Raw genomic sequence first — 19297 nt, 5'->3', positions numbered from 1 at the left:
TTCTCTTCCGTGATCCTCGGGATTGCCGCAATGCGCGCCCGCTTCTCGGGGCGCCGCTGTTCGGCTCTCGGTGCTACCGCGGCTTCCCGCTCCGTGCGGCGTCGATCGCCGCGGCGTACCACTCCGCGGTCCTTATCGCGGTCCGCCGCCAGGTGAAGTGTTCGACCGCGCGGCGTCGTCCCTCCGCGCCGAGTTGTTTCCGCAGCTCCGCGTCGTCGAGCAGCCGGCCGATGGCCGTTGACAGGGCCTCGGCGTCACCCGGCGGAACGTGCAGGGAGGCGAGCCCGTCCGGCCCGGCCACCTCGGGCAGCGCGCCCGCCGTGGTCACCACCAGCGGCACCCCGCAGGCCATCGCCTCCACCGCCGGCAGCGAGAACCCCTCGTACCGGGACGGGACCGCCGCCACGGTCGCCGACCGGAACAGATCCGCCAGTTCCGCGTCCGTCAGGCCCGAGACGAACCGGACCACGCCCCCCAGCCCCAGCCTCGTGATCGACCGCGCGGCCGGGCCGTCCGGTCGCGCCGACCCGACGACGACCAGTTCGACGTCCCGCTCCGCGCGCAGTTTGGCGACCGCCTCGATCAGTTCCGGCAGCCCTTTCAGTGGCACATCCGCGCTGGCCACCGCCACGATCCGCGCCGTCCCGGCGCCGCGCGAGGCCGCCACTGTGCCCGCGATGTCCGCCGTGGCGCCGGAAGGGCTGAAGGTGTCGACATCGACGCCGACACCGATCACGGTGAGCTGCTCCTGCCGTACTCCGAACGCCTGCACGATCTCGTCCCGCGCCGCTTGCGAGACCGTCGTCAGCCACGGCACCTGCCGGGCCACCCGACCCTGCATCCGCGTGAACGCGTACCACCGGCGCAACGACAGACGCCGCTTCCAGTCCGGTGCCGCCGCCAACTCCAGATCCCGGTCCACGGTGATCGGATGATGAATGGTGGCGACCACCGGCGGGCCCAGCCTTCCGAGCGGCAGCAGCCCGTACCCGAGGCATTGGTTGTCGTGCACGATGTCGAACTCGGTGAGCCGCTCCCGCAGGTGCCGCCAGGCCCGCAACGAGAATGTGAGCGGCTCCGGGAACGCGCCCGTGCACATCGCCGCCCACTCCAGCACATCGATCGCCGTCCGGAACTCGTCCCGCCGAGGGGTCCGAAACGGATCAGGCTCCCGGTACAGATCGAGGCTCGGCAGAACGGTCAGCTCGACCCCGTCGTCCAGTTCTGGCAGCGGCGGCCCGGAGAAGACCTCCACCTGATGCCCGAGCCGGACCAGCTCCCGCGACAGATGCCGGACATAGATCCCCTGACCCCCGCTGTGCGGTTTGCTCCGATATGACAGCAGTGCGATGCGAAGCGGTGCGGAGATCATCACATGACCCTAAGAGTCGGCAACGGGGTAATCACCAGTGTTTCGGCCTGACGATTCGATCACTTTAAAGATCAAGATCAAAGGCCTCCGCCGTACGCCCCCGAAAACGCGCCGCATCCCACTCCCGTCCCAGTCGGCCACCCACCTAAACCATCGTTAAACGATCGAAACTCCCTTTCCGCCCTCCGGCACGGCGTCACTGAGCCGCTTCCCGCCCGCCGATCCGGCCCATCACCGCTCCATGTTCCGAGGCGTCCTCTCCTGACCCCACACGGACGGGATCATCGGCAGAACTCTTCATCCCCCCGCTCCGGGCAGCTTGCTCTCCCGGGAGCGGGCCTGGGCCGGGCACCGCGGCCTTCCTGCGACCGAGCGGCCCGCCCCACTCGCCCGTGTGCCGTCGACAGGGCCGATTCTGTTCAAGGGTTTCCGTGTACTGACGAGACGACATGCCGGCCACCTGTCGTCACCGACATCGCCGGTGGATTGCCGACCTGTGCATGTGCCGGCTCGTCAGGCCGCCTGCCGGGTCAGCCGGCTTTCAGCGGAAGGCCCAGCGCTGATTGTTGCTGGCGCCGCAAACCGTCACGATGACCGGCCGTCCTGGCCGGGCGCCGAAACTGGGATCGGTGAGGCACTGACCGGTCGCGGCGTTGGTCAGCCGCCCGTCCGCGAACAGCTGCCATTGCGCTGTCGTGCGCCCATCGCAGCGGGTCAACTGAACCGTGCCGTCACCCACCAGGTAGGCGCACATGTCCAGAACCTCGAGGGTCCGGTCCGGGTTGAGCCGCCACCGTTGTGGACTGGTGCCGTTGCAGTCGTCGATGTGCACCTCGCGGCCCTCCGCCGCGTCGCCACCGCGCAGGTCCAGGCAGAGACCGTTGCCGGTGACCAGCAGACCCCGGCCGGTGGGGACCGGACTCGGCAGGAGTTCGATCGGCGGCGCCGGGACGGCCGATGTCGAGGCTCCGGTGGCGGCGGACCGGTCGGTGGACGGGGTCGCCGACGTGACCGCGGTGGGCGACGGCGAGCCCGTCAGCCGGCTCTCCGAAGTGGTCGGCTGCTGACCGGAACCGGAGTCCGCCTCATCTCCGGTGTTCCCATCCTGGGCCGGTGCGGCACTCACCGCGGCGCTCGCCGACCGGGGCGGGCCGACCGCGGCCGGCAGCGACGTGCCCGGCATGGAACTCCACACCGTCGGCCCGTCCGCCGGTCGCAACAGCGCGTATCCAGCGACGCTGGCGACCGCTGCCACCCCGGCCCCGATCAGCAGTATCGGGCGGCGCCGCTGCCGGTGGCCGGTTCGTGAGGGCTCGGGTTCCGTGGTGGGGGTGGCGGGAAGCACCTGGGTCGGGATCTCCCCGGCCTGCTGGTCCACCGGCCAGGTCGACACGGACTGTGGCGGCTCGTGGCGGGCGCCGTCCGGCAGGACGAACGGACGCACCAACAACGGGTCATGATTGTCGCCCAGATCCTCGCCCACTTGGCGTCGCCACCCCCCGGTCCGGCATCGGTCACCCAACTTACCGGCATTCAGTTCACCGTGTGGGGACCGTTCAGTCGATGACGATCGTCACGATCCCGCCCCGCCGTCCGGGCCCGTCATCGACTTTCCTGCTGGCCGGCCACCATCGCCGGATACGCCCGCGGCCCTTTTGTCATCCACTGTTGTCTTGTCAATGTGACCGGCGATCACACTCGCCGGGCCTGGACACACCTTGGACGTCGACCCTGCTCAGAAGGCCGGTGCGGTGGTCACGACTTCCAGAAGAGACGCTTCTTCTCCTTCTCCCGCCTGCCGGTGGCGAACTGCTCCAGAACCCGGATCGCGGTCGACCAGCTGGTCTCGAAGTCGGAGCCGCCGCGAATGAGGTCGATCAGGTCACGAACCGGGTCGGCGGTGGGGTCGGTGACCGGCTCGAGGAGGACCGCCAGGCGGCTCGCCATGTCGTCGAGCAGGTCGCGGCGGTCGAGTGCGGGCAGCTGCGCGGCCTCGCGCAGCCTGGCCACCTCGACCGCCGCAAGCTCGCGCAACTCGTCGAGCCCGAGCCCGCCGGTGGTGGCGGCACGGCGGGCCCCCCATCCGGCGGACGGAGCGCCCGGCCGTGGCCGGGGAGCCGGTCCGCCGGTCACGGCCGGGGCCGGAACGATTCCCGCCGTCCCGGTGGCCGCCGAGGAATCCGGTGATCCGGCGCCCGCCGTGTCGCTCGACTTCGGAGAAGCCCAGGGCGGACCGTCGGCAGATGCCTTACCGGCCGGCGCCCCCGTCACGGGCGCCTCGGCCGGCGGCTGGCCGGCGGGCCTCCCGAACGACGTGCCGCGAGGAGCGGACCGGCTCGGGTCCGGGCTCTCCGCCCGGGCAGGCGCGAAACGGCGGGGACTCGGCGCCGGCGAGCCCGGCGCCGGTGGCATGGGCGGCATGATGCCCGGTGCGGACATCGGAGCGGCCATGTCGGGGAACGGCGACGCCACGGCCGACTGGTAGTGGACCGGGGCAGACGGAACAGGCATCTCCCAGCCCGAGGGCAACTCGACGGGCTGGGTGACCCGACGGTTCTGGCCGCCCTCGTTCACCACCCGCTCGTCGACCGCCACGAAGGCGGTGAACCGGCAGAGCACCCCGAACCGAAGAGACGTCCCGACGATCTCCGCCTCCAGCGCGGGGTTGCCCGAAGCGTACGCATCCTCGAGGTCACGCAGCCTGGCCCGTGCCCACAGCGACGTGACCGCCGGCTCCGCACGGCGCTGGACCGGGACCACGGTCCGGAACTCCCGGTCGTCGCGGGTCCGCCCGGTCACCGTGAGGTTCCCCTCAGAGGTGCCGTCATAGCGTCCGGTGATCACGAGGGGCACCCCGGGGTACAGCCCGGGCAGCCGTGCCGGGCTGCGGGAACCGTCCACCAGCGCCAACCCGTCGCCGGTGACGGTGAGACCGGTGACGACCGGTGCGCCGATCCGGCGGTGGATGTGCTCCATCGCCTCGTCGAGACGATCCTCGCTCTCCACCAGCTCGGCGCGGCCCGCGCCGATGGCCGCGAGCCGGCCGAGGAATCCCGCGTTCACCGCCCGGTCGATGCCGACGGTGTGCACCCGGATCGAACCGATCCGTGCGGTCACCTGCTTGACGAGCTGGTCCTCGTTACCGACCTGACCGTCGGTGACCAGCACGAGCACCCGGTCCCGGCCGGAGGTGTCGTCGGCCAGCAGGTTGAGGGCGGTGGTGAGCGGGCTGAGCAGCTCGGTGCCGCCCCGGGCATCGGCGCGGGCCAGATACTCGACGGCCCGATACCGGTTACGGTCGCTCGCCTCCACCAGCCCGGTCCCCAGCTGCTCCGGCCACTCGATCGAATGATCGAAGGTGAGGACCGCGAAGCGGTCCGCGGAGGTCAGCGTGTCGATGACCCGGGCGGCGGCGCGCCGGGCGGCCACCATCTTCCAGCCGGTCATGCTGCCGGAACGATCCAGCAGCAACATGACGTCCTTCGGGCGGGGCGCCGTGGTGGCCTCCGGCGGGAGCACGACGAGCTGATACGTGCCCTGCTCGCCGTCCTCGTCGGGAATGGCGACCGCGGACTCCGCGCCCGGCGCATAGACGAGCCGGAGCACGAAGTCACGATCGGCCCGCTCGCCGGGCTCGATGCGCAGCGTCCCGTCCTGTCCGGTGACGGTGTGCAGGCTGGACCGCACCTCACCGAGCTCCAGCCCGGCCGGGTCGATGTCGACGCTGAGCGACAGCCGCAGCGGGTTGGGGAACCCGGGCAACAGCACCGGGGGTGAGATGCGGGAGGCGTCCGGCACGGCGTCGGTGTCCGGCTGCTGGCCGTCACCCGCCTGCGGGCCGCCGAGCGGCAGACCGGGAACGTATCGGGGCGCCACGACGAGAGGGAACCGGAAGGTCGCGGCGCCGTCCTCGTATGCCAGCGGGCCCACCAGCCGGAGCCGCACCACGACCCGCTCGCCGGGCAGCACGTTGCCGACGCGCATGGTGAAGACGTCCGGCCGCTCCTCCTCGGCGATGGAGGCCCGCCGGCCGGCGGCGATCGCCTCGTCGTATCGCTCACGGGCGGCGCCACGCTCGTGCAGCTGGGCGGTGACGACACGGTCGGCTGCCGTCATCGTCATGCCGGTGACCGCGGCCCGGTCGGGCAGCGGAAAGACATACGTCGCTTCGAGCGCGGTGTCGTGGGTGTTGACGAACTCGGTGGTCAGCTCGGTGCGGACCAGCAGGCCGCTGATCGAGGCGCGGACGTCGAGACGGTCGAGTGGCAGGTTGCCGCGGTCGGTGAACAGGCTGCCGATGCCGGCGCCGCTGACACTCCGGTGGAGTTCCAGCTCGGCGGGGCCCATCGGGCTCACAGTAATGATCATGCGGTTCTCCCATCGGTGAGCCCGCGGGACGCGAGCAGGTCGAGCAAGGGCTGTGCGGCCTCGGCGATGTCGTCGCGGTCGAGGTCGGTGACGTGTCGGGGCAGCAGCAGGACCACGCCGCCGCCGAGCGGAACGCCGGTGATCAGACCGGCCGCTGAGGGCGCCGGGGCGAGACCGTCGAGCGCTGCCGCGAGCGCGCGGCGGGTGGAACCGGGCACCGGATCGATGGCCTGCTGCCTGGAGGGATCAGCCTCGGCGGGGGAGGCTTTCCAGAAATCGGCCCGGGCGGTGCGAGCTGCCGGTGGTGACTCCGTGACCAGCAGATCCTCCGGAACCCGCGCGACGGTGGCGAGTGTCTCCTCGGAGGCGCCGGCCATCGAGGCCTGGATCTCGGCGAGTGTCCGCCCGGCTGCCTGCTGCCGCTTGATGGCGACGAGCTGCAGGAGGTGACGGGGCCCGTAGAGAACGGTGCGGCCGCGGGTGCCCAGGGGCCGGTCGACCAGGCCGATCGTCGTATACCACCGGATCGACCTGCGATCGGGCACCTCCCGGACGCGGCCGTTGGGGGCGCCCGGGTATTCCGCGGCCAGTGCCGCGCTGACCCGCTCGACCAACTGCTCCATCGTCCACATGCCACGAGAATGACACTGTCACCGTGACACTGTCAATGGGGGTATGGTGGCGGGGCGAAGAGCGCGGGATCGCGGAGAGGGGCATGCCATGAGTGGAGACGCCGTGCTGGGCAAGCTGCGGCTGGTCGGTCTGTCACACGTCAACGACCCGGGCCGGGTGAGCGTCTACCCCGGGGATCCACCGCCGCGGCTGGAGACCGTCGCGGTCCTCGACCGGGACGGCTTCTACCTGCGGACGGTCTTCATGGGTGAGCACACCGGCACGCATTGGGGCGCGCCGGGCCATTTCACCCCGGGCGGTCTGCTGGCCGACGAGATGGTTCCGGAGGACCTGTTCCGGCCGGTGGTGAAAGTGGACGTGCGGGCGGCGTGCGCGGCCGATCCCGGATATGCGGTGACCGTCGCCGACCTGCAGCGATGGGAGGAGCAGCACGGCCGGATCCCCGACGAGTCGGTGGTGGTGATCTGGACCGGGTGGGAGGACCGGTTCGGCACCGAGGCCTTCCTGCCCCACCCGGGCTTCTCACCGGAGGCGGTGTCCTGGCTGGTCGACACGGGGCGCCTCGGCGAGCGCGGCGGCACCGGCACCGACGCGTTCAGCCCGGATGTCAGCACCGACACCGCCTTCACGGTGTCCCGGCTCGTCTACCGGCGCCGGCGGGTCAGTCTCGAGGTGCTGGCGCATCTCGCGGATCTGCCCGCCACCGGAGCATGGGTGCTCTGTGGCGGGCAGATCAACAAGGCCGGCTCCGGATCGACAGCGCTGATCTACGGCGTCCTGACGGCAGGCGTGTAGGGCTTGCCGTCGACCTTCAAGGTGTAGGGGGCGTATTGAGTCACCGTGCCGGTCGGCTCGTCGTAGGAGACGATCGCGACCACCTTCGGATACCGGCGGACCTTGGCGAAATCCGCCAGCGGCACCACCGCGGCCCGCCGGGGGGCCAGCCCCACCAGGGTCACGTTCCAGTCGTCCACCGGCGTCGGGCGGACCTGGGTGGGCGACCTCCAGCCGTCCAGGCTGTCGCCGCCCAGCGACACGGCGCCCACCTTGACGTTCGAGAGATGCCAGCCGCCGATGCTGACGGCACTGTCGCTGACATACCGGAAGCCGATGAGCACACGTTTCCCGGCGTACGCCTTGAGGTCGTAAGCGAGGGTCACATTCGCGGCCTTGCCGGTGATCGCCGGGCCCAGCGGGCCGTCGACGGTGCGGTCACCCTTGACCATCCGATAGGTCTTGCCGCCGTCCGCCGACACTGTCACGTACCCGTAGTCGAATTTCTCCTCCAGCCCGTAGGTGGTCTTGAACCGCAGGACCGGGTCGGCGGCCGGCACCTGGACCGGCCGCACCGCCGCGGCATCGGTGCTCGGCGTGTTGCCGGAGAAGAGCATGCCGGTGTCGACCGTCCAGGCCAGCGGTGTCGCGGGCAACGTCTTGGCGCCCTCGAAACCGACCGTGCGGAAGCCCCGCGGCAGCCGGACGAAGTCGGCGCCGTTCGGTGCGGCGCCCGGCCGGCCGTAAGCGGCCGGGTTGTCCATGTTCACGGTCGAGTCCAGGTTCTCCGCGGTGACCCGGCCGCGAGCGGCGCCCCGCACCACGCCGCCGCGCCGGTCGACGATCTTGTCGACGAGTGTCATGACCCGGAAGTCGTGCAGCACCTCGGGCAGGTCGACCCCCTTCGGCAGGGCTGCGGCGAGCGCGGCCAGACCGCGGTTCTTCTTGTCCTTGTGCAGCGTGGTGTGGATCTTCGAGCCGAAGCGGTCCCGCAGGTAGACCATCAGGCTGTAGGTGATGCCGTAATCGGCGAGGATCTCATCGGGCTCACCCTCGGACCACAGGTTCAGCGAGTTCGACGGCCCGCCGCAGTTGCGCGGGTTCGGGTTGTAATGGGTCGTCACATCGCCGAAGCCCTGGTAACAGATGACGTGATTGTCGAACCCGCGATGGTGGACACCGATGGTCGGGTCCACATATCCGGCGAGGGTCTGCGCGTAATCCGCGAGACCTTCGCTGACCCACACGTCCTCGTCCGGGTCGGTGTAATAGGTGAGCAGGTGCTGCCACTCGTGGGCGAACGTCGACTCGTACATCCGGGGCCGCGCCGGGCGGCTGGCGCAGACGTCGTCGGCCGGCTCGTGCCGGGGCTCCTCACCGCTGCGGTGCGCCCAGTCGAAGGCGTCGATCGTGATCACGTTCCGGTCGAACAACTCGTTGAGCTGCTCGGAGAAGAAACCGGAGATGTACGTCTGCCGTTTCGGGAAGTCGAAGTAGTTGTCGTCGCGGATGTTGTCGATCAGCGTCACGGTGCGGTCGCCCGCGCCGGTGAAGTCGCCGGGGAGCCCCGCGTTCGCGCCGCTGCGGGCCGGCGGCGTGCTGAACGCCTTGGTCTCCCGGGGGTAGATGGTCTTGTCGAACTCCTTCACCAGGTCGGCGACCTGAGCGTCGGTGATCTCGGTCGCGTTCTTGCGGCAGTCACCTTCGGGGAAGGCGATGTCCTTCGCGACCCAGACCTCGATGTGCTCGCCGATGCCGCGCAACGTGTAGTCCTTGCGGTACACGTCACCGTCGATCTCGTTGAGACCGGCCCAGCTGCGGACCGTGCCGATCGCCGGGGTCTGTGCGATCGAACGCGCGCTGGGCCGGGGCTCGTAACTGGCGATCGGGAGCGGCTCGCCCTCGAAGGTGAGCCGGTCCAGGTCAGGTTCGCGGGTCTCCGTCTCGAACGGCTCGACGGCTCCGCCGAAAGGCGCGACAGTCCCGGGGAACGGCATACCGGGGCTGTCGAAGGGCATGACCGGACCGCTGATCGGCGCCTCGAGGTTGCCGGGACCCGGCGGGGGAGAGGCCGGTGGCGCGGCCGGCGCCGGGCCCGCAAGCAACGGGATAGAAGCGGTGATTGCCGCGAAGCTGGCAAATAGGGTACGCGTCACGTCTCGGCACGCTACCTCTGATTGCCGGATCGTGACGCCAACACCGGCCGTTGTGGATCAGGAAACCTCCCGCCGGAGCACCCGCACCGTCCCGAGCGCCAGCGGAAGCGCCACCCACACCGCGGCCGACACCGCCAGCCGAGCCCACTCACCCGAAGCCATATCCGGTTCCATCAGGGCTTGCGAGGTGGCGTTCAGATCCAGCCATCCGGCCGCCGAGCGAAGAGCCCGGATGCTCTCACCGAGAACCGTCCAGACCGTCGGGAGCGCGAAGAAGATGACGATCGCCAGCGGCGTGTTCAGCAGCAGGGCGCCGAACGCATTACCCATCAGCACGAAGAGGACCTGCAACAACAGGCTCTGCCAGATCAGCGACGGGTCCAGCGTCCACGACCCGTCACCGCCCGACGCCCGTGCGATCAGGTTCGCCCCGGCAGCCAGCACCGCGGTGGCAGCCGTGGCCGCGACCGCGATCAGGGCGCCCGCCGCCAGCTTCGCCAGCATGACCCGGCCGCGCGCCGGCACCAGGGTGAACGTGGCCAGCGCCGTCCGCTGCGACCACTCGCTGGTCACCGACAGGATGCCGAGGACGGGCAGGAGCACCGCGGACGGCATCAGCCCGAAGGCGTACAGCGCACTGAAGTCCTGTTCACTGTCGTCAGCCCAGCCGAGCATGACCACCGACGTCGCGACGGTGGCCAGGCCGATCACGATCAGGAGCCACAGACCGGCCCTGGTGTCGGCCAGTTTGCGCAGCTCGACCAGGGTCAGCCGGGACAGCGGGACACGGCGCCCGGCGGCAGCCGCCGGGACGGTGGCCGCGGTGGGAAGCGGCGTGGTCGTCGTCATCGGGAGACCTCCTCGAGCGGGGAACCGCTGGTCAGACGCAGGAACATCTCCTCGAGGCCGCCGGCGCCCGCCGGCCGCAGCTCGAGAAGCACCACTCCGGCCGCCGCGGCCGCCTGACCGATCGCCTGCGGATCCGCCGGCACCAGCACGCTGCCGTCGGAGGAGGTGGTGCCGGTGAGCCCCATGCGCTGCAGCAGCGCGTCGAGCGCCGCGGGGTCCGTGGCCCGGACGGACGTCCCGGCGGCGCCGAGCAGTTGCTCCTTGTCGCCCTGGGTCAATATCCGCCCGTTGCCGATGACGACCAGCCGGTCGGCGATCACCTCCACCTCCCGCAGCAGATGGGAGGAGAGCAGCACCGTGCCGCCCCGGTCGGCGAAGTCGCGCAGCAGGCCGCGCATCCAGTGGATGCCCTCCGGGTCCAGGCCGTTGGCCGGCTCGTCGAGGATCAGCACGGCCGGGTCGCCGATCATCGCGTACGCCAGGCCGAGCCGCTGCCGCATGCCCAGTGAATACGCCCGGACCCGCCGCTTCGCCGCCGTGCCGTTCAGGCCGACCCGCTCCAGCCGTTCGCTCACCCGGCCGGTGTCCAGACCCATCGTGATCGCCGCCAGAGCCAGCACCTCCCGCCCGGTGCGCCCGGCGTGCTGCGCCGACGCGTCCAGCAGCACCCCGACGTGCCGGCCGGGGTTGCCGAGCCGCCGATACGGCACACCGTCGATCGCGGAACGGCCGCTGCTCGGCGGAGTGAGGCCGCAGATCATCCGCATGGTGGTGGACTTGCCGGCCCCGTTGGGCCCCAGGAAGCCGGTCACCGTGCCGGGTTCACAGGTGAAGGACACATCGTCGACGGCACGCTGTGTGCCGTACGTCTTGGTCAGGTTCTCGACCGTAATCATGCGTCCCAGCGTGAGCGTCTCCGGGAGGCTCGCGCGTCGGCCGTCGGTCGATGTCCCGCCTACCTTGGTCGATGCTCAGATGTCGACTTTGGTCGGTACCGGCCGGGTGTCACCGGCCCGTAAGGTCGGATTCGTGGGAACGATGTCGGTGGAATATCGCTGGTTGTGGCCGTCGGCTCTGGCAGCCGATCCGGCCGGGCCGCTGCCCGCCCGCCGGTCCACCCGCGACTGGCTCGTGGACGCCGTCTGTTTCGTGCTCGGCATCGGCGCCGCGGTGGCGGTCACCCACACGCTTCTCTATCCGCCCGAGGTCATCACCGAAGCGGGCATCGACAGCCCCACCTGGCTGATCTGGGTGGACGCCGTGGCGAGTGGTGTCGCCGCTGTCGGCCTCTGGTGGCGCCGGCGTTTCCTGGCCCCGCTCGCCGTCTATCTCGCCCTGCTCTCCTTCTTCTCCCCGGCCAGCGGGGTCATCCTGCTCATCGTGGTGTTCACCGTCGCGGTGCACCGGCCGTTCACGGTGCTGGCCACCTACGTGGCGATCGTTCTCGCGGGCAACGTGGTGTTCGCGGCTCTGCGGCCGGAGGTGGCCGCCGGGTTCTGGCTGACGTTCGCCTGGGGTTCGGTGGTGACCGTCTTCGCGGCGTTGTCGGGCATGCTGGTCCGGGCACGCCGCCAGCTGATCGTCTCCTGGCGGGACCGTGCCGAGCGTGCCGAGGCCGAGCAGCGCCTCCGCATCGCCCAGGCCCGGGTGGTGGAGCGCACCCGGATCGCCCGTGAGATGCACGACGTCCTCGCTCATCGGATCTCCCTGCTCAGTCTGCATGCCGGCGCCCTGGAGTTCCGTCCCGGCGCGCCACCGGAGGAGATCGCCGCCGCGGCTGCCGTGGTCCGGGCCAGCGCTCACCAGGCACTGCAGGACCTGCGGGCGGTGATCGGCGTGCTCCGCACCGGCCAGTCCGAGGACGAGCCGGCTCCGGAGCGGCCGCAGCCCACTCTCGGCGCGCTGGCCGGGCTCGCCGACGAGTCGCGCAGTGCGGGCATGCGGGTCCAGCTGGATGTCACGGTCGATCCCGCGGCGGTCCCGGCGGCGACGGCCCGTGCCGGTTATCGGATCGTCCAGGAGGGGTTGACCAACGCGCGGAAGCACGCGCCCGGTGCGGCGGTGCACATCACCGTCAGCGGCGCGGTTGCCGAGGGTCTGACCATCGAGATCCGGAATCCCCTGCCCGTCTCGGTTCCGGTCGCCCCGATCCCCGGCACCGGGGTCGGACTGATCGGCTTGGCGGAGCGGGCGCTGCTGGCCGGCGGCCGGCTCGAGCACGGCCGGACCGGCGATGAGTTCGTGCTGACGGCCCGGCTGCCATGGCAGGCATCCCCATGATCCAGCGCGCGGCGAGCTTCCGGTGAGGGCCCGGTGTGCGGGCCCGATCTGAGTGTCGAAGGTGAGCGTGATGGGGGAACGAATGGTTGCCGAGACCGGAGTGGGCATGGTCCGGGTGCTCATCGTGGACGACGATCCACTCGTACGGGCCGGGCTGTCCATGATCCTGTCCGGGGACGAGGAGGTCACCGTCGTCGGTCAGGCCGCTGACGGCGCCGAGGTGCCCGACGCGGTGGCCCGGTGCCGGCCCGACGTGGTCCTGATGGATATCCGCATGCCCGGCGTCGACGGGCTCGCCGCCACCGAGCGGCTGCGCCGGCAGCCGGACGCGCCGGAGATCCTGGTGCTGACCACGTTCGACGCCGACGAGTTCGTGCTGCGGGCGCTGCGGGCCGGGGCAAGCGGCTTCCTGCTCAAGGACACCCCGCCCGGCCAGATCCGGGACGCGGTGCTGCGGGTGGCCCGCGGGGAGGCGACGCTGTCGCCCAGTGTCACCCGGCAACTGATCTCGCACGTCTCGGCGGGCGCCCCACCCGAGCGGGAGCATGCCGGGCAACTGCTGGACCGGCTGAGCGCCCGGGAACGGGAGGTGGCGCTGGCGGTCGCGCGCGGCCGTTCCAACGCGGAGATCTCCACGGAGCTGCACATGTCGGTCGCCACGGTGAAGGCGCACGTCTCCCGGGTGCTGACCAAACTCGACCTCAACAACCGGGTGCAGGTGGCGCTGCTGGTTCACGACGCGGGCCGGGTGTGACCGATGCGGATCGTCCTACTCGAACAGCGAATGATCCCGGTGGCCGTCGGCGCGGGACCGGGCGCGGCGGCGCAACTGGATCACCACGGCGTCGACGGCGGCGACCACGGCCCACACGGCGAGAAGCCACCCCGGCACCGTCCAGCCCGCGCGGAACAGCAGGACCGCCAGGGCCGAACACACCACCAACCCGACCAGGGCCAGAACCAGCCGCAGGTTGAGCGGGCTGTAAGGCTCCTCGACCGTGCCGCGGCGGCCGTGGGGTTGCGGTCCGAGTGGCATCCCGGCAACCTACCCGACCCCGGCCCGACGAAACCGCGGGTCCCGGCATGAAAGAGGCATGCGGTGAACGAACTGGTCACGGCTCGGACGGTGTTGCGCCGCTGGCGGGCGGACGATCTCGACGCGTTCGCGGAGATCACCGCCCAGCCGGAGGTCATGCGATGGATCCGCGACGGCCGCGTGCTGGACCGGGCCGGGACGGCGGAGCGCCTCGACGCCTTCCGGCGCCACTGGGAGGAGCACGGGTTCGGCCTCTACGCCCTCGTCCTGCGGGAGACCGGTGAGCTGGCCGGCTTCACCGGGCTCGCGGTGCCGTCGTTCCTTCCGGAGGTCATGCCTGCCGTCGAGATCGGGTGGCGGCTGGGGCGGCGTCACTGGGGGCGGGGACTGGCCACCGAGGCTGCCACGGCGGTGGTCGATCACGCGCGCGACGAACTCGGCCTGACCCGCCTCGTCAGCATTCATCAGGTCGGCAACGACGCATCGGCCCGCGTGATGATCAAGCTGGGTATGCGCCTGGACCGGGAGACGATCGAGCCATCGACCGGGCGCCCGGTGCGGGTCTACGCCCTGGACCTCACCGGCTCCCGGCGACCAGCGTCCGACGCGTGATGGAGTGACTGATACGAGCGGCAACGCGAACACAAGATCGACTTTTCTCTATATCGTTTGGCCGCCATCAGGGTCATGATGGAGGGCGGTCATCGATTTTTCGTCGATTCGACACGGGAGGCGCCATGTCCCAGCCGGAGCGCAAGCTCGGCACGTGGCCGGTCTTCGTCATCGCGGTCTCCGCCATGACCCCGCTCACGGTCGTGGCGGGCGCTCTGCCGCTCGGCTACGGCGAGGTCGGGGAGAAGGGCATCCCCGTGGCGTACATGCTGGTCGCCGCCGTGCTGGGAGTGTTCGCGGTCGGGCTGGCGGCGATGGCGCGGCATGTGCCCAACAGCGGCGCCTTCTACGCGTACGCGTCGACGGGAATCTCCCGCCCGGTCGGTGTGGGCACCGCCTTCGTGGCGTTGCTGGCCTACAACGCCATGCAGATCGGGCTCTACGGCGCGTTCGGGGTAGCCGCGCACAACGCCCTCGCGATCTTCGGCGCCGACGTCTCGTGGATCGTGTTCGCGCTGCTCGGCTGGGCGGTGATCGCCGTCCTCGGCCGGCTCGACATCGACCTCAACGCCCGCATCCTCACCGTGCTGGTCTGCGCCGAGGTGCTGATCGTCCTGATCTTCGACCTCGTCATGGTCGGGAACCCGGCCGGTGGCACGGTCACGTTCGACACCCTCGACCCCGGCCTGATCGCCAGCGCGGGCGGTGTGTCGCTGCTGGTCGCCGCGATCGCGGGCATGGTGGGCTTCGAGGCCCCCCTGGTGTACGCGGCCGAGGCCCGGGACCCACGCCGGACGGTCGCCCGGGCCATCGGGTTCACCCTGCTGGTCGCGGCCTTCCTCTACGGCGGCACCGCCTGGGCGATGTCGGTCGTCGCCGGCCCCGACCAGATCGTCGTGATCGCCGGTCAGCATCTCGACGACCTGTTCTTCTACCTGCCCGAGCCGTACCTGTGGTCGGCTGTCGTCGACCTCGGGCGGATCTTCTTCGCCACCAGCCTGTTCGCCGCGATGCTCGCCTTCCACCACACCGTCGCCCGGTACGGTCTGACCGTCGCGCGGGAGGGCGTGTTGCCGCAGGCGCTGGCCCGGACCCGCCAGGGCGTACCCGTGGCGGCGTCGATGGCACAGTCGGCCATCGCCCTCGTCGTGCTGCTGATCTTCGCGGCGGCGGCCTGGAACCCGACCAAGGACCTGTTCTTCTTCGGCACCGTCTCCGGCGGCCTCGGCGTGCTCATCCTGATGACCATCGCGTCGGTCGCCGTGGTGCGGTTCTTCGGCCGGTTCCCCCACGGGGAGACGCTCTGGCGACGGCGGATCGCACCCTGGATCGCCACGGTCTTCCTCTGGATCGTGCTGCTGCTCACCATCGCGTTCTTCGGGGAGCTGCTGGGCAGCGAGAACCTGCTCAAGATCTGGTCGCCGACCCTGCTGTTCCTGCTGGTCCTGATCGCGGGCATCGTGTGGGGCCGCAAACTGCGGCGCGAGCGCCCGGAGGTGTACGCCGTGATCGGCGCCGGCCGGCCACCGCTCGCCCCGGGCGAGATCCTGCCGCCGGACCGTCCCGTTCCCGCCGGCGATGTCTGGAAGGGCCCCGCACCAGGTAAGACACAGCCTCCACGAGGTGACGGGATGCTCAGCGAGCCGGTCCGGACCAGCGAGCCACGATCGGCATCATCGGCCGGCCGGGAAGCGCCGTCGGTCGGTGGGGAAGCGCCGTCGGGTGGCGGGGAAGTGCCGTCGGCCGGCCGGGAAGCACCATCGGGTGGCGGGGAAGTGCCGTCGGCCGCCCAGGAAGACAGGTCTGGCGGTCAGGAAGACTGGTCTGCCACCGGCTCACACGGCGGGACCGGCAAACCCGGGGATCGGGCGAACGATGGGGAGACCGCCTCGGAGAACGGAACCGCGGGTGCCGGTCGACCGGCCGGTGCGCGCGTTCCCCGCGCACGGCGGGCGCCTGAGGACGAACCGGTCACACCGAGCGCCCGGCGGCGAACCTCGGAGGCGAACAGTGAGCCGCCAGATCGGGCCACTGACCAGCACCCCGACGCCGAGCCCGGATCGGCCGACGAGCCCCACTGACTCGCCGATTCAGTGCCGCGAGTCCGAGGCGCGCAGCGACGCGCAGCAAGGCGTGGCGGGACTGGGTGGGGCGGCCGGGGATGGCGGGGAAGACTGTGGGGCTGTGAGGCGAGGGCGTGCGTGGGGCTGTGAGGCGCGCGGCGTGCGTGGGACTGAGGGCGACGGGACCAGGCTGAACGCGGCGTGAGGACGAGTGGACAGGGAAAGCGAAGAAGCAGAGGGGTGCGGGGGCCGCCGGTGACGGCCCCCGCGGTGGTCAGTGGTCGGCGTGGTGCTGGTTGCCGGGGTTGGCGTGGAGGCTGCCGGCGTGCGCCTTCAAAGACGGGTCCTTGCGGGATTTCAGCAGGCTGGCGACCGTGGTGACGACCAGGATGCCGATGATCACGCCGAGGGAGACGGGAGTCGCGACCTCCGGCACCGACGCGCTGATGTCCTTGTGGGCCCAGTGCAGCACCAGCTTGACCCCGATGAAGGCCAGGATGATCGACAGACCGGTGGAGAGGTAGACCAGGCGGTCGAGCAGGCCCTTGACGAGGAAGAACAGGGCGCGCAGGCCGAGCAGGGCGAACGCGTTCGCGACGAACACGATGTAGGCCTGGTCGGTGACGCCGAACACGGCCGGGATCGAGTCGAGGGCGAACAGCAGGTCGGTGCCACCGATGGCCAGCAGGACCAGGAACATCGGCGTGACCATGCGCTTGCCGTCGATCCGGGTGATCATCTTGCCCTCGACGTAGTTCTCCGTCACGGGCAGGAACCGGCGAGCGGCCTTCACCAGCATGTTCTCGTCGACGTCAGGGTCCTCGTCGCGGTGCCGGAACAGCTGCACGGCGGTGTAGAGCAGGATCAGGCCGAACACCAGGAACATGAACGAGAAGGCGTTGAGCAGGGCGGCGCCGACCACGATGAAGATCACTCGCAGGATCAGCGCGATGATGATGCCGAAGGTCAGCACCTTCTGCTGGAACCGCTCGGGCACGGCGAACGTCGTCATGATGATCACGAAGACGAACAGATTGTCGACGGACAGGCTTTTCTCGACGATGTAGCCGGCGAAATACTCCGTGCCGTAGGTCCAGCCGTAGACGTTCGCGAAAACCACGCCGAAGACGATCGCGACGGCGATATAGAAGATTGACCAGCCGGCGGCTTCGCGAAAGCCGACGACGTGTGGACGAAGCACCCCGAGCGTCAAATCGAGGGCGAGCAGGGCGACGATGACACCGATGGTGACGGTCCACCCGAGCGCGGAGACCTCAAGCATGCTTCACAGGATCTCCAAAGATTCTGCAAGCATGCTGAGAAATCGATAGGCTCATGCGACCTGGAACGATCTCTTGGCGAGTCCCATCCAGAAACCCTCGATCGGCTGCTCGGGGGCCTGAGCTGGGTCTCCGGACGCGCCCAGGGTCAGGAACATCGGGGCGAAGTGCTCGATCGTCGGATGCGCGTACGGCATGCCGGGAGCCCGGTCACGGAAGCCGGCGAGCTCGTCGACGGCGCCGCGGGCCAGCGTCTCGGCGGCCCACGCGTCGAACTCGGCCGACCATCCGGGCGCGGCCGCCTCGGGCCGCCAGTCGCGCAGGAACGGCAGGCCGTGGGTGGTGAACCCGGAACCGATGATGAGCACCCCCTCGTCGCGCAGCGGGGCGAGCCGGCGGCCGAGATCGAGCAGACGATCCGGCTCGAGGGTGGGCAGTGACATCTGCAGGACCGGGATGTCGGCGTCGGGGTACATGACGGTGAGTGGCACATACGCACCGTGGTCGAGACCGCGATCGGTGCGGGTGACGGTCTCGTGGTCAGGCATCAATTTCGATATTTTGGCGGCCAGTTCGGGAGCACCCGGAGCGTTGTATCGCACCTGGTAGTAACGCGGGGCGAAACCCCCGAAGTCATAGACGAGCGGCACGGTCTCGGTGGCGCCGAGCATCAGCGGCGCGGACTCCCAGTGAGCCGACGCCACCAGGATCATTTTCGGTCTGGGCAGCCCGGCGGCGAGGTCGCGCAGCTGTGCCGTCCAGGTGGGGTCGTCGACCAGTGGCGGGGCGCCGTGGCTGAGGAAGAGGGCTGGCATCCGCATGGGTACCTCCGTTGAAGCTTCAACCTTTCCGGCAACGGTACGCCGATTTAGTTGATTCCGCAACTAGTGACTCAGGGTGACAATTAACATTTGGAGATCTTTAGATATCGACGTTCGCGAGAACTGAGCGTCACGTTTCAAGATCGTTACCCAAAAGCCCTGAGCAGGACTGTGATCAACATTGCCTACTGTGGAACTCACATTTGTCGCATCTGGACGTTGCGTTGATCCACGGAAGCTGGCAGGCTACGTCGCGTCGCGCTGGGGGGAGCGCTACGTAACTGCTTCGTTGACGTCTCCCCTCATCTCGGAGGGCGCTCGCGGGCACTCTTTTCCAAGCCTTTTCGAGAGGAGAACCAGCAGTGGCGCCGCCGCCGCAGCTACCGCCAGCGGACGATCTCTACCTGACGGCTCACGACTCGATTCGTGGCAAGTCGCTGCTGTCACCGGCCACTCTCGGACTCGGTCTCGGTGCGACCCTGCTCGGCGAACTCATGTTGTGGCGCCGGGTCGATCTCGTCGAGACCGAACTGGTGGTGATCGACGACCGGCCCACCGGGGACGCCGCCACCACCGCGGTGCTGGAGCAGATCCGCCGTGAGGCCGGCCAGCACGGTGTCCGCAACTGGCTCGCCTACCTCTCCACCGGAATCGCCACCGACCTGGTCGAGCGCCGTCTCGCCCGGGCCGGGCTGATCCGCCGGGTGGAGAAGCGCGGCCTGCTGGGCGGCACCAAGGTCTCCTTCGTCCCCGCCGACTCGATGACCGCGGGCTGGCCGGCCACCCGGATCCGCACCAAGGTCAGCCGCGACGAGGCGCTCGACCTGGCCGACCTGCTGCTGGCCGGGGTCATCCTGGCCACCGGGCTGGACCAGCAGGTGCTGGCCACGCTGGGCGCCCGGGAACGGGCCGCGTTGTTCGAGCAGTTCCGCAGAAACTTCCCCGCGATGTTGCAACAGCTCGTGGCGCATGCCGAGGCGGCCGTCGGTGACGCCGTCATGGCCCGCCGAGCCTGACCCCCCATGTAACACCTCAACGAACACCCCCTTGGAG

Annotated in this window: 16 protein-coding genes; 6 read left to right on the top strand and 10 right to left on the bottom strand. The window is 70.1% G+C overall.

Annotated features, from left to right (window positions below):
* Window positions 1–73: 73 nt before the first annotated feature.
* The 4 genes from ACZ3II_RS25865 to ACZ3II_RS25850 form a co-directional block, all read right to left on the bottom strand.
* Window positions 74–1372, bottom strand: a complete 1299-nt coding sequence (locus ACZ3II_RS25865) for a glycosyltransferase family 4 protein (RefSeq protein WP_465520313.1) — start codon at window positions 1370–1372, stop codon at window positions 74–76.
* Between the two features lie 541 nt (window positions 1373–1913).
* Window positions 1914–2816, bottom strand: a complete 903-nt coding sequence (locus ACZ3II_RS25860) for a ricin-type beta-trefoil lectin domain protein (RefSeq protein ID WP_465520650.1) — start codon at window positions 2814–2816, stop codon at window positions 1914–1916.
* A gap of 311 nt (window positions 2817–3127) precedes the next feature.
* Window positions 3128–5740: a VIT domain-containing protein gene (locus ACZ3II_RS25855; RefSeq protein WP_465520312.1), complete on the bottom strand. Its 2613-nt coding sequence runs from the start codon at window positions 5738–5740 to the stop codon at window positions 3128–3130.
* Window positions 5737–6372, bottom strand: a complete 636-nt coding sequence (locus ACZ3II_RS25850; RefSeq protein ID WP_465520311.1) for a MerR family transcriptional regulator — start codon at window positions 6370–6372, stop codon at window positions 5737–5739. Before ACZ3II_RS25850 ends, ACZ3II_RS25855 begins: the two co-directional genes overlap by 4 nt.
* An 88-nt stretch (window positions 6373–6460) precedes the next feature.
* Between ACZ3II_RS25850 and ACZ3II_RS25845 the strand changes: the two genes are divergently transcribed.
* Window positions 6461–7168 carry a cyclase family protein gene (locus ACZ3II_RS25845; protein WP_465520310.1) on the top strand — a complete coding sequence of 236 codons (708 nt, stop codon included), beginning with the start codon at window positions 6461–6463 and terminating at the stop codon, window positions 7166–7168.
* Here ACZ3II_RS25845 and ACZ3II_RS25840 read toward each other — a convergent pair.
* From ACZ3II_RS25840 to ACZ3II_RS25830, 3 genes are all read right to left on the bottom strand, one after another.
* On the bottom strand, window positions 7141–9165 hold the full coding sequence (locus tag ACZ3II_RS25840; RefSeq protein WP_465520309.1) for a peptidase M6 immune inhibitor A: 2025 nt from the start codon (window positions 9163–9165) through the stop codon (window positions 7141–7143). The two genes, ACZ3II_RS25845 and ACZ3II_RS25840, sit on opposite strands and share 28 nt — an antisense overlap.
* A gap of 195 nt (window positions 9166–9360) precedes the next feature.
* On the bottom strand, window positions 9361–10152 hold the full coding sequence (locus ACZ3II_RS25835; RefSeq protein WP_465520308.1) for an ABC transporter permease: 792 nt from the start codon (window positions 10150–10152) through the stop codon (window positions 9361–9363).
* On the bottom strand, window positions 10149–11048 hold the full coding sequence (locus ACZ3II_RS25830; protein WP_465520307.1) for an ABC transporter ATP-binding protein: 900 nt from the start codon (window positions 11046–11048) through the stop codon (window positions 10149–10151). Before ACZ3II_RS25830 ends, ACZ3II_RS25835 begins: the two co-directional genes overlap by 4 nt.
* 142 nt (window positions 11049–11190) lie before the next feature.
* Here ACZ3II_RS25830 and ACZ3II_RS25825 point away from each other — a divergent pair, with 142 nt between their 5' ends.
* Together ACZ3II_RS25825 and ACZ3II_RS25820 are read left to right on the top strand one after the other, a co-directional pair.
* Complete coding sequence (locus ACZ3II_RS25825; protein ID WP_465520649.1) at window positions 11191–12432, top strand: sensor histidine kinase; 1242 nt, start codon at window positions 11191–11193, stop codon at window positions 12430–12432.
* A gap of 70 nt (window positions 12433–12502) precedes the next feature.
* The gene (locus ACZ3II_RS25820) at window positions 12503–13186 is read left to right on the top strand and encodes a response regulator transcription factor (protein ID WP_465520306.1); all 684 of its coding nucleotides are present in this window, start codon (window positions 12503–12505) and stop codon (window positions 13184–13186) included.
* Between the two features lie 15 nt (window positions 13187–13201).
* Here ACZ3II_RS25820 and ACZ3II_RS25815 read toward each other — a convergent pair whose 3' ends face one another.
* Window positions 13202–13468, bottom strand: coding sequence for a hypothetical protein (locus ACZ3II_RS25815; RefSeq protein ID WP_465520305.1), 267 nt, complete (start codon window positions 13466–13468; stop codon window positions 13202–13204).
* A gap of 63 nt (window positions 13469–13531) precedes the next feature.
* Between ACZ3II_RS25815 and ACZ3II_RS25810 the strand changes: the two genes are divergently transcribed.
* The gene (locus tag ACZ3II_RS25810; protein WP_465520304.1) at window positions 13532–14080 is read left to right on the top strand and encodes a GNAT family N-acetyltransferase; all 549 of its coding nucleotides are present in this window, start codon (window positions 13532–13534) and stop codon (window positions 14078–14080) included.
* 125 nt (window positions 14081–14205) lie between these two features.
* Window positions 14206–16161 (top strand): APC family permease, encoded by a 1956-nt coding sequence (locus tag ACZ3II_RS25805; protein WP_465520303.1) that lies wholly within the window; start codon window positions 14206–14208, stop codon window positions 16159–16161.
* Window positions 16162–16417: 256 nt separating this feature from the next.
* On the opposite strand, the gene ACZ3II_RS25800 is transcribed toward ACZ3II_RS25805, so the two are convergent.
* Both ACZ3II_RS25800 and ACZ3II_RS25795 read right to left on the bottom strand, forming a co-directional pair.
* Window positions 16418–17425, bottom strand: coding sequence for a TerC family protein (locus ACZ3II_RS25800; protein WP_465520302.1), 1008 nt, complete (start codon window positions 17423–17425; stop codon window positions 16418–16420).
* 51 nt (window positions 17426–17476) lie between these two features.
* Window positions 17477–18244, bottom strand: coding sequence for a dioxygenase family protein (locus ACZ3II_RS25795; protein ID WP_465520301.1), 768 nt, complete (start codon window positions 18242–18244; stop codon window positions 17477–17479).
* Window positions 18245–18606: 362 nt separating this feature from the next.
* Between ACZ3II_RS25795 and ACZ3II_RS25790 the strand changes: the two genes are divergently transcribed.
* Window positions 18607–19260: a GOLPH3/VPS74 family protein gene (locus tag ACZ3II_RS25790; protein ID WP_465520300.1), complete on the top strand. Its 654-nt coding sequence runs from the start codon at window positions 18607–18609 to the stop codon at window positions 19258–19260.
* The last annotated feature ends 37 nt before the right edge of the window (window positions 19261–19297 follow it).

The organism is Actinoplanes sp. NPDC019969, assembly GCF_055562375.1.
Note: the sequence above shows the minus strand (reverse complement) of the source record. Positions and strands in the feature narration are given on the sequence as shown.

Coding starts and splice junctions, on each gene's coding strand:
- ACZ3II_RS25865 (WP_465520313.1), bottom strand. CDS start 1,372: ATGATCTCCGCACCGCTTCGCATCGCACTGCTGTCATATCGGAGCAAA.
- ACZ3II_RS25855 (WP_465520312.1), bottom strand. CDS start 5,740: ATGATCATTACTGTGAGCCCGATGGGCCCCGCCGAGCTGGAACTCCAC.
- ACZ3II_RS25850 (WP_465520311.1), bottom strand. CDS start 6,372: ATGTGGACGATGGAGCAGTTGGTCGAGCGGGTCAGCGCGGCACTGGCC.
- ACZ3II_RS25845 (WP_465520310.1), top strand. CDS start 6,461: ATGAGTGGAGACGCCGTGCTGGGCAAGCTGCGGCTGGTCGGTCTGTCA.
- ACZ3II_RS25840 (WP_465520309.1), bottom strand. CDS start 9,165: ATGCCCTTCGACAGCCCCGGTATGCCGTTCCCCGGGACTGTCGCGCCT.
- ACZ3II_RS25835 (WP_465520308.1), bottom strand. CDS start 10,152: ATGACGACGACCACGCCGCTTCCCACCGCGGCCACCGTCCCGGCGGCT.
- ACZ3II_RS25830 (WP_465520307.1), bottom strand. CDS start 11,048: ATGATTACGGTCGAGAACCTGACCAAGACGTACGGCACACAGCGTGCC.
- ACZ3II_RS25825 (WP_465520649.1), top strand. CDS start 11,191: ATGTCGGTGGAATATCGCTGGTTGTGGCCGTCGGCTCTGGCAGCCGAT.
- ACZ3II_RS25820 (WP_465520306.1), top strand. CDS start 12,503: ATGGGGGAACGAATGGTTGCCGAGACCGGAGTGGGCATGGTCCGGGTG.
- ACZ3II_RS25815 (WP_465520305.1), bottom strand. CDS start 13,468: ATGCCACTCGGACCGCAACCCCACGGCCGCCGCGGCACGGTCGAGGAG.
- ACZ3II_RS25805 (WP_465520303.1), top strand. CDS start 14,206: ATGTCCCAGCCGGAGCGCAAGCTCGGCACGTGGCCGGTCTTCGTCATC.
- ACZ3II_RS25800 (WP_465520302.1), bottom strand. CDS start 17,425: ATGCTTGAGGTCTCCGCGCTCGGGTGGACCGTCACCATCGGTGTCATC.
- ACZ3II_RS25795 (WP_465520301.1), bottom strand. CDS start 18,244: ATGCGGATGCCAGCCCTCTTCCTCAGCCACGGCGCCCCGCCACTGGTC.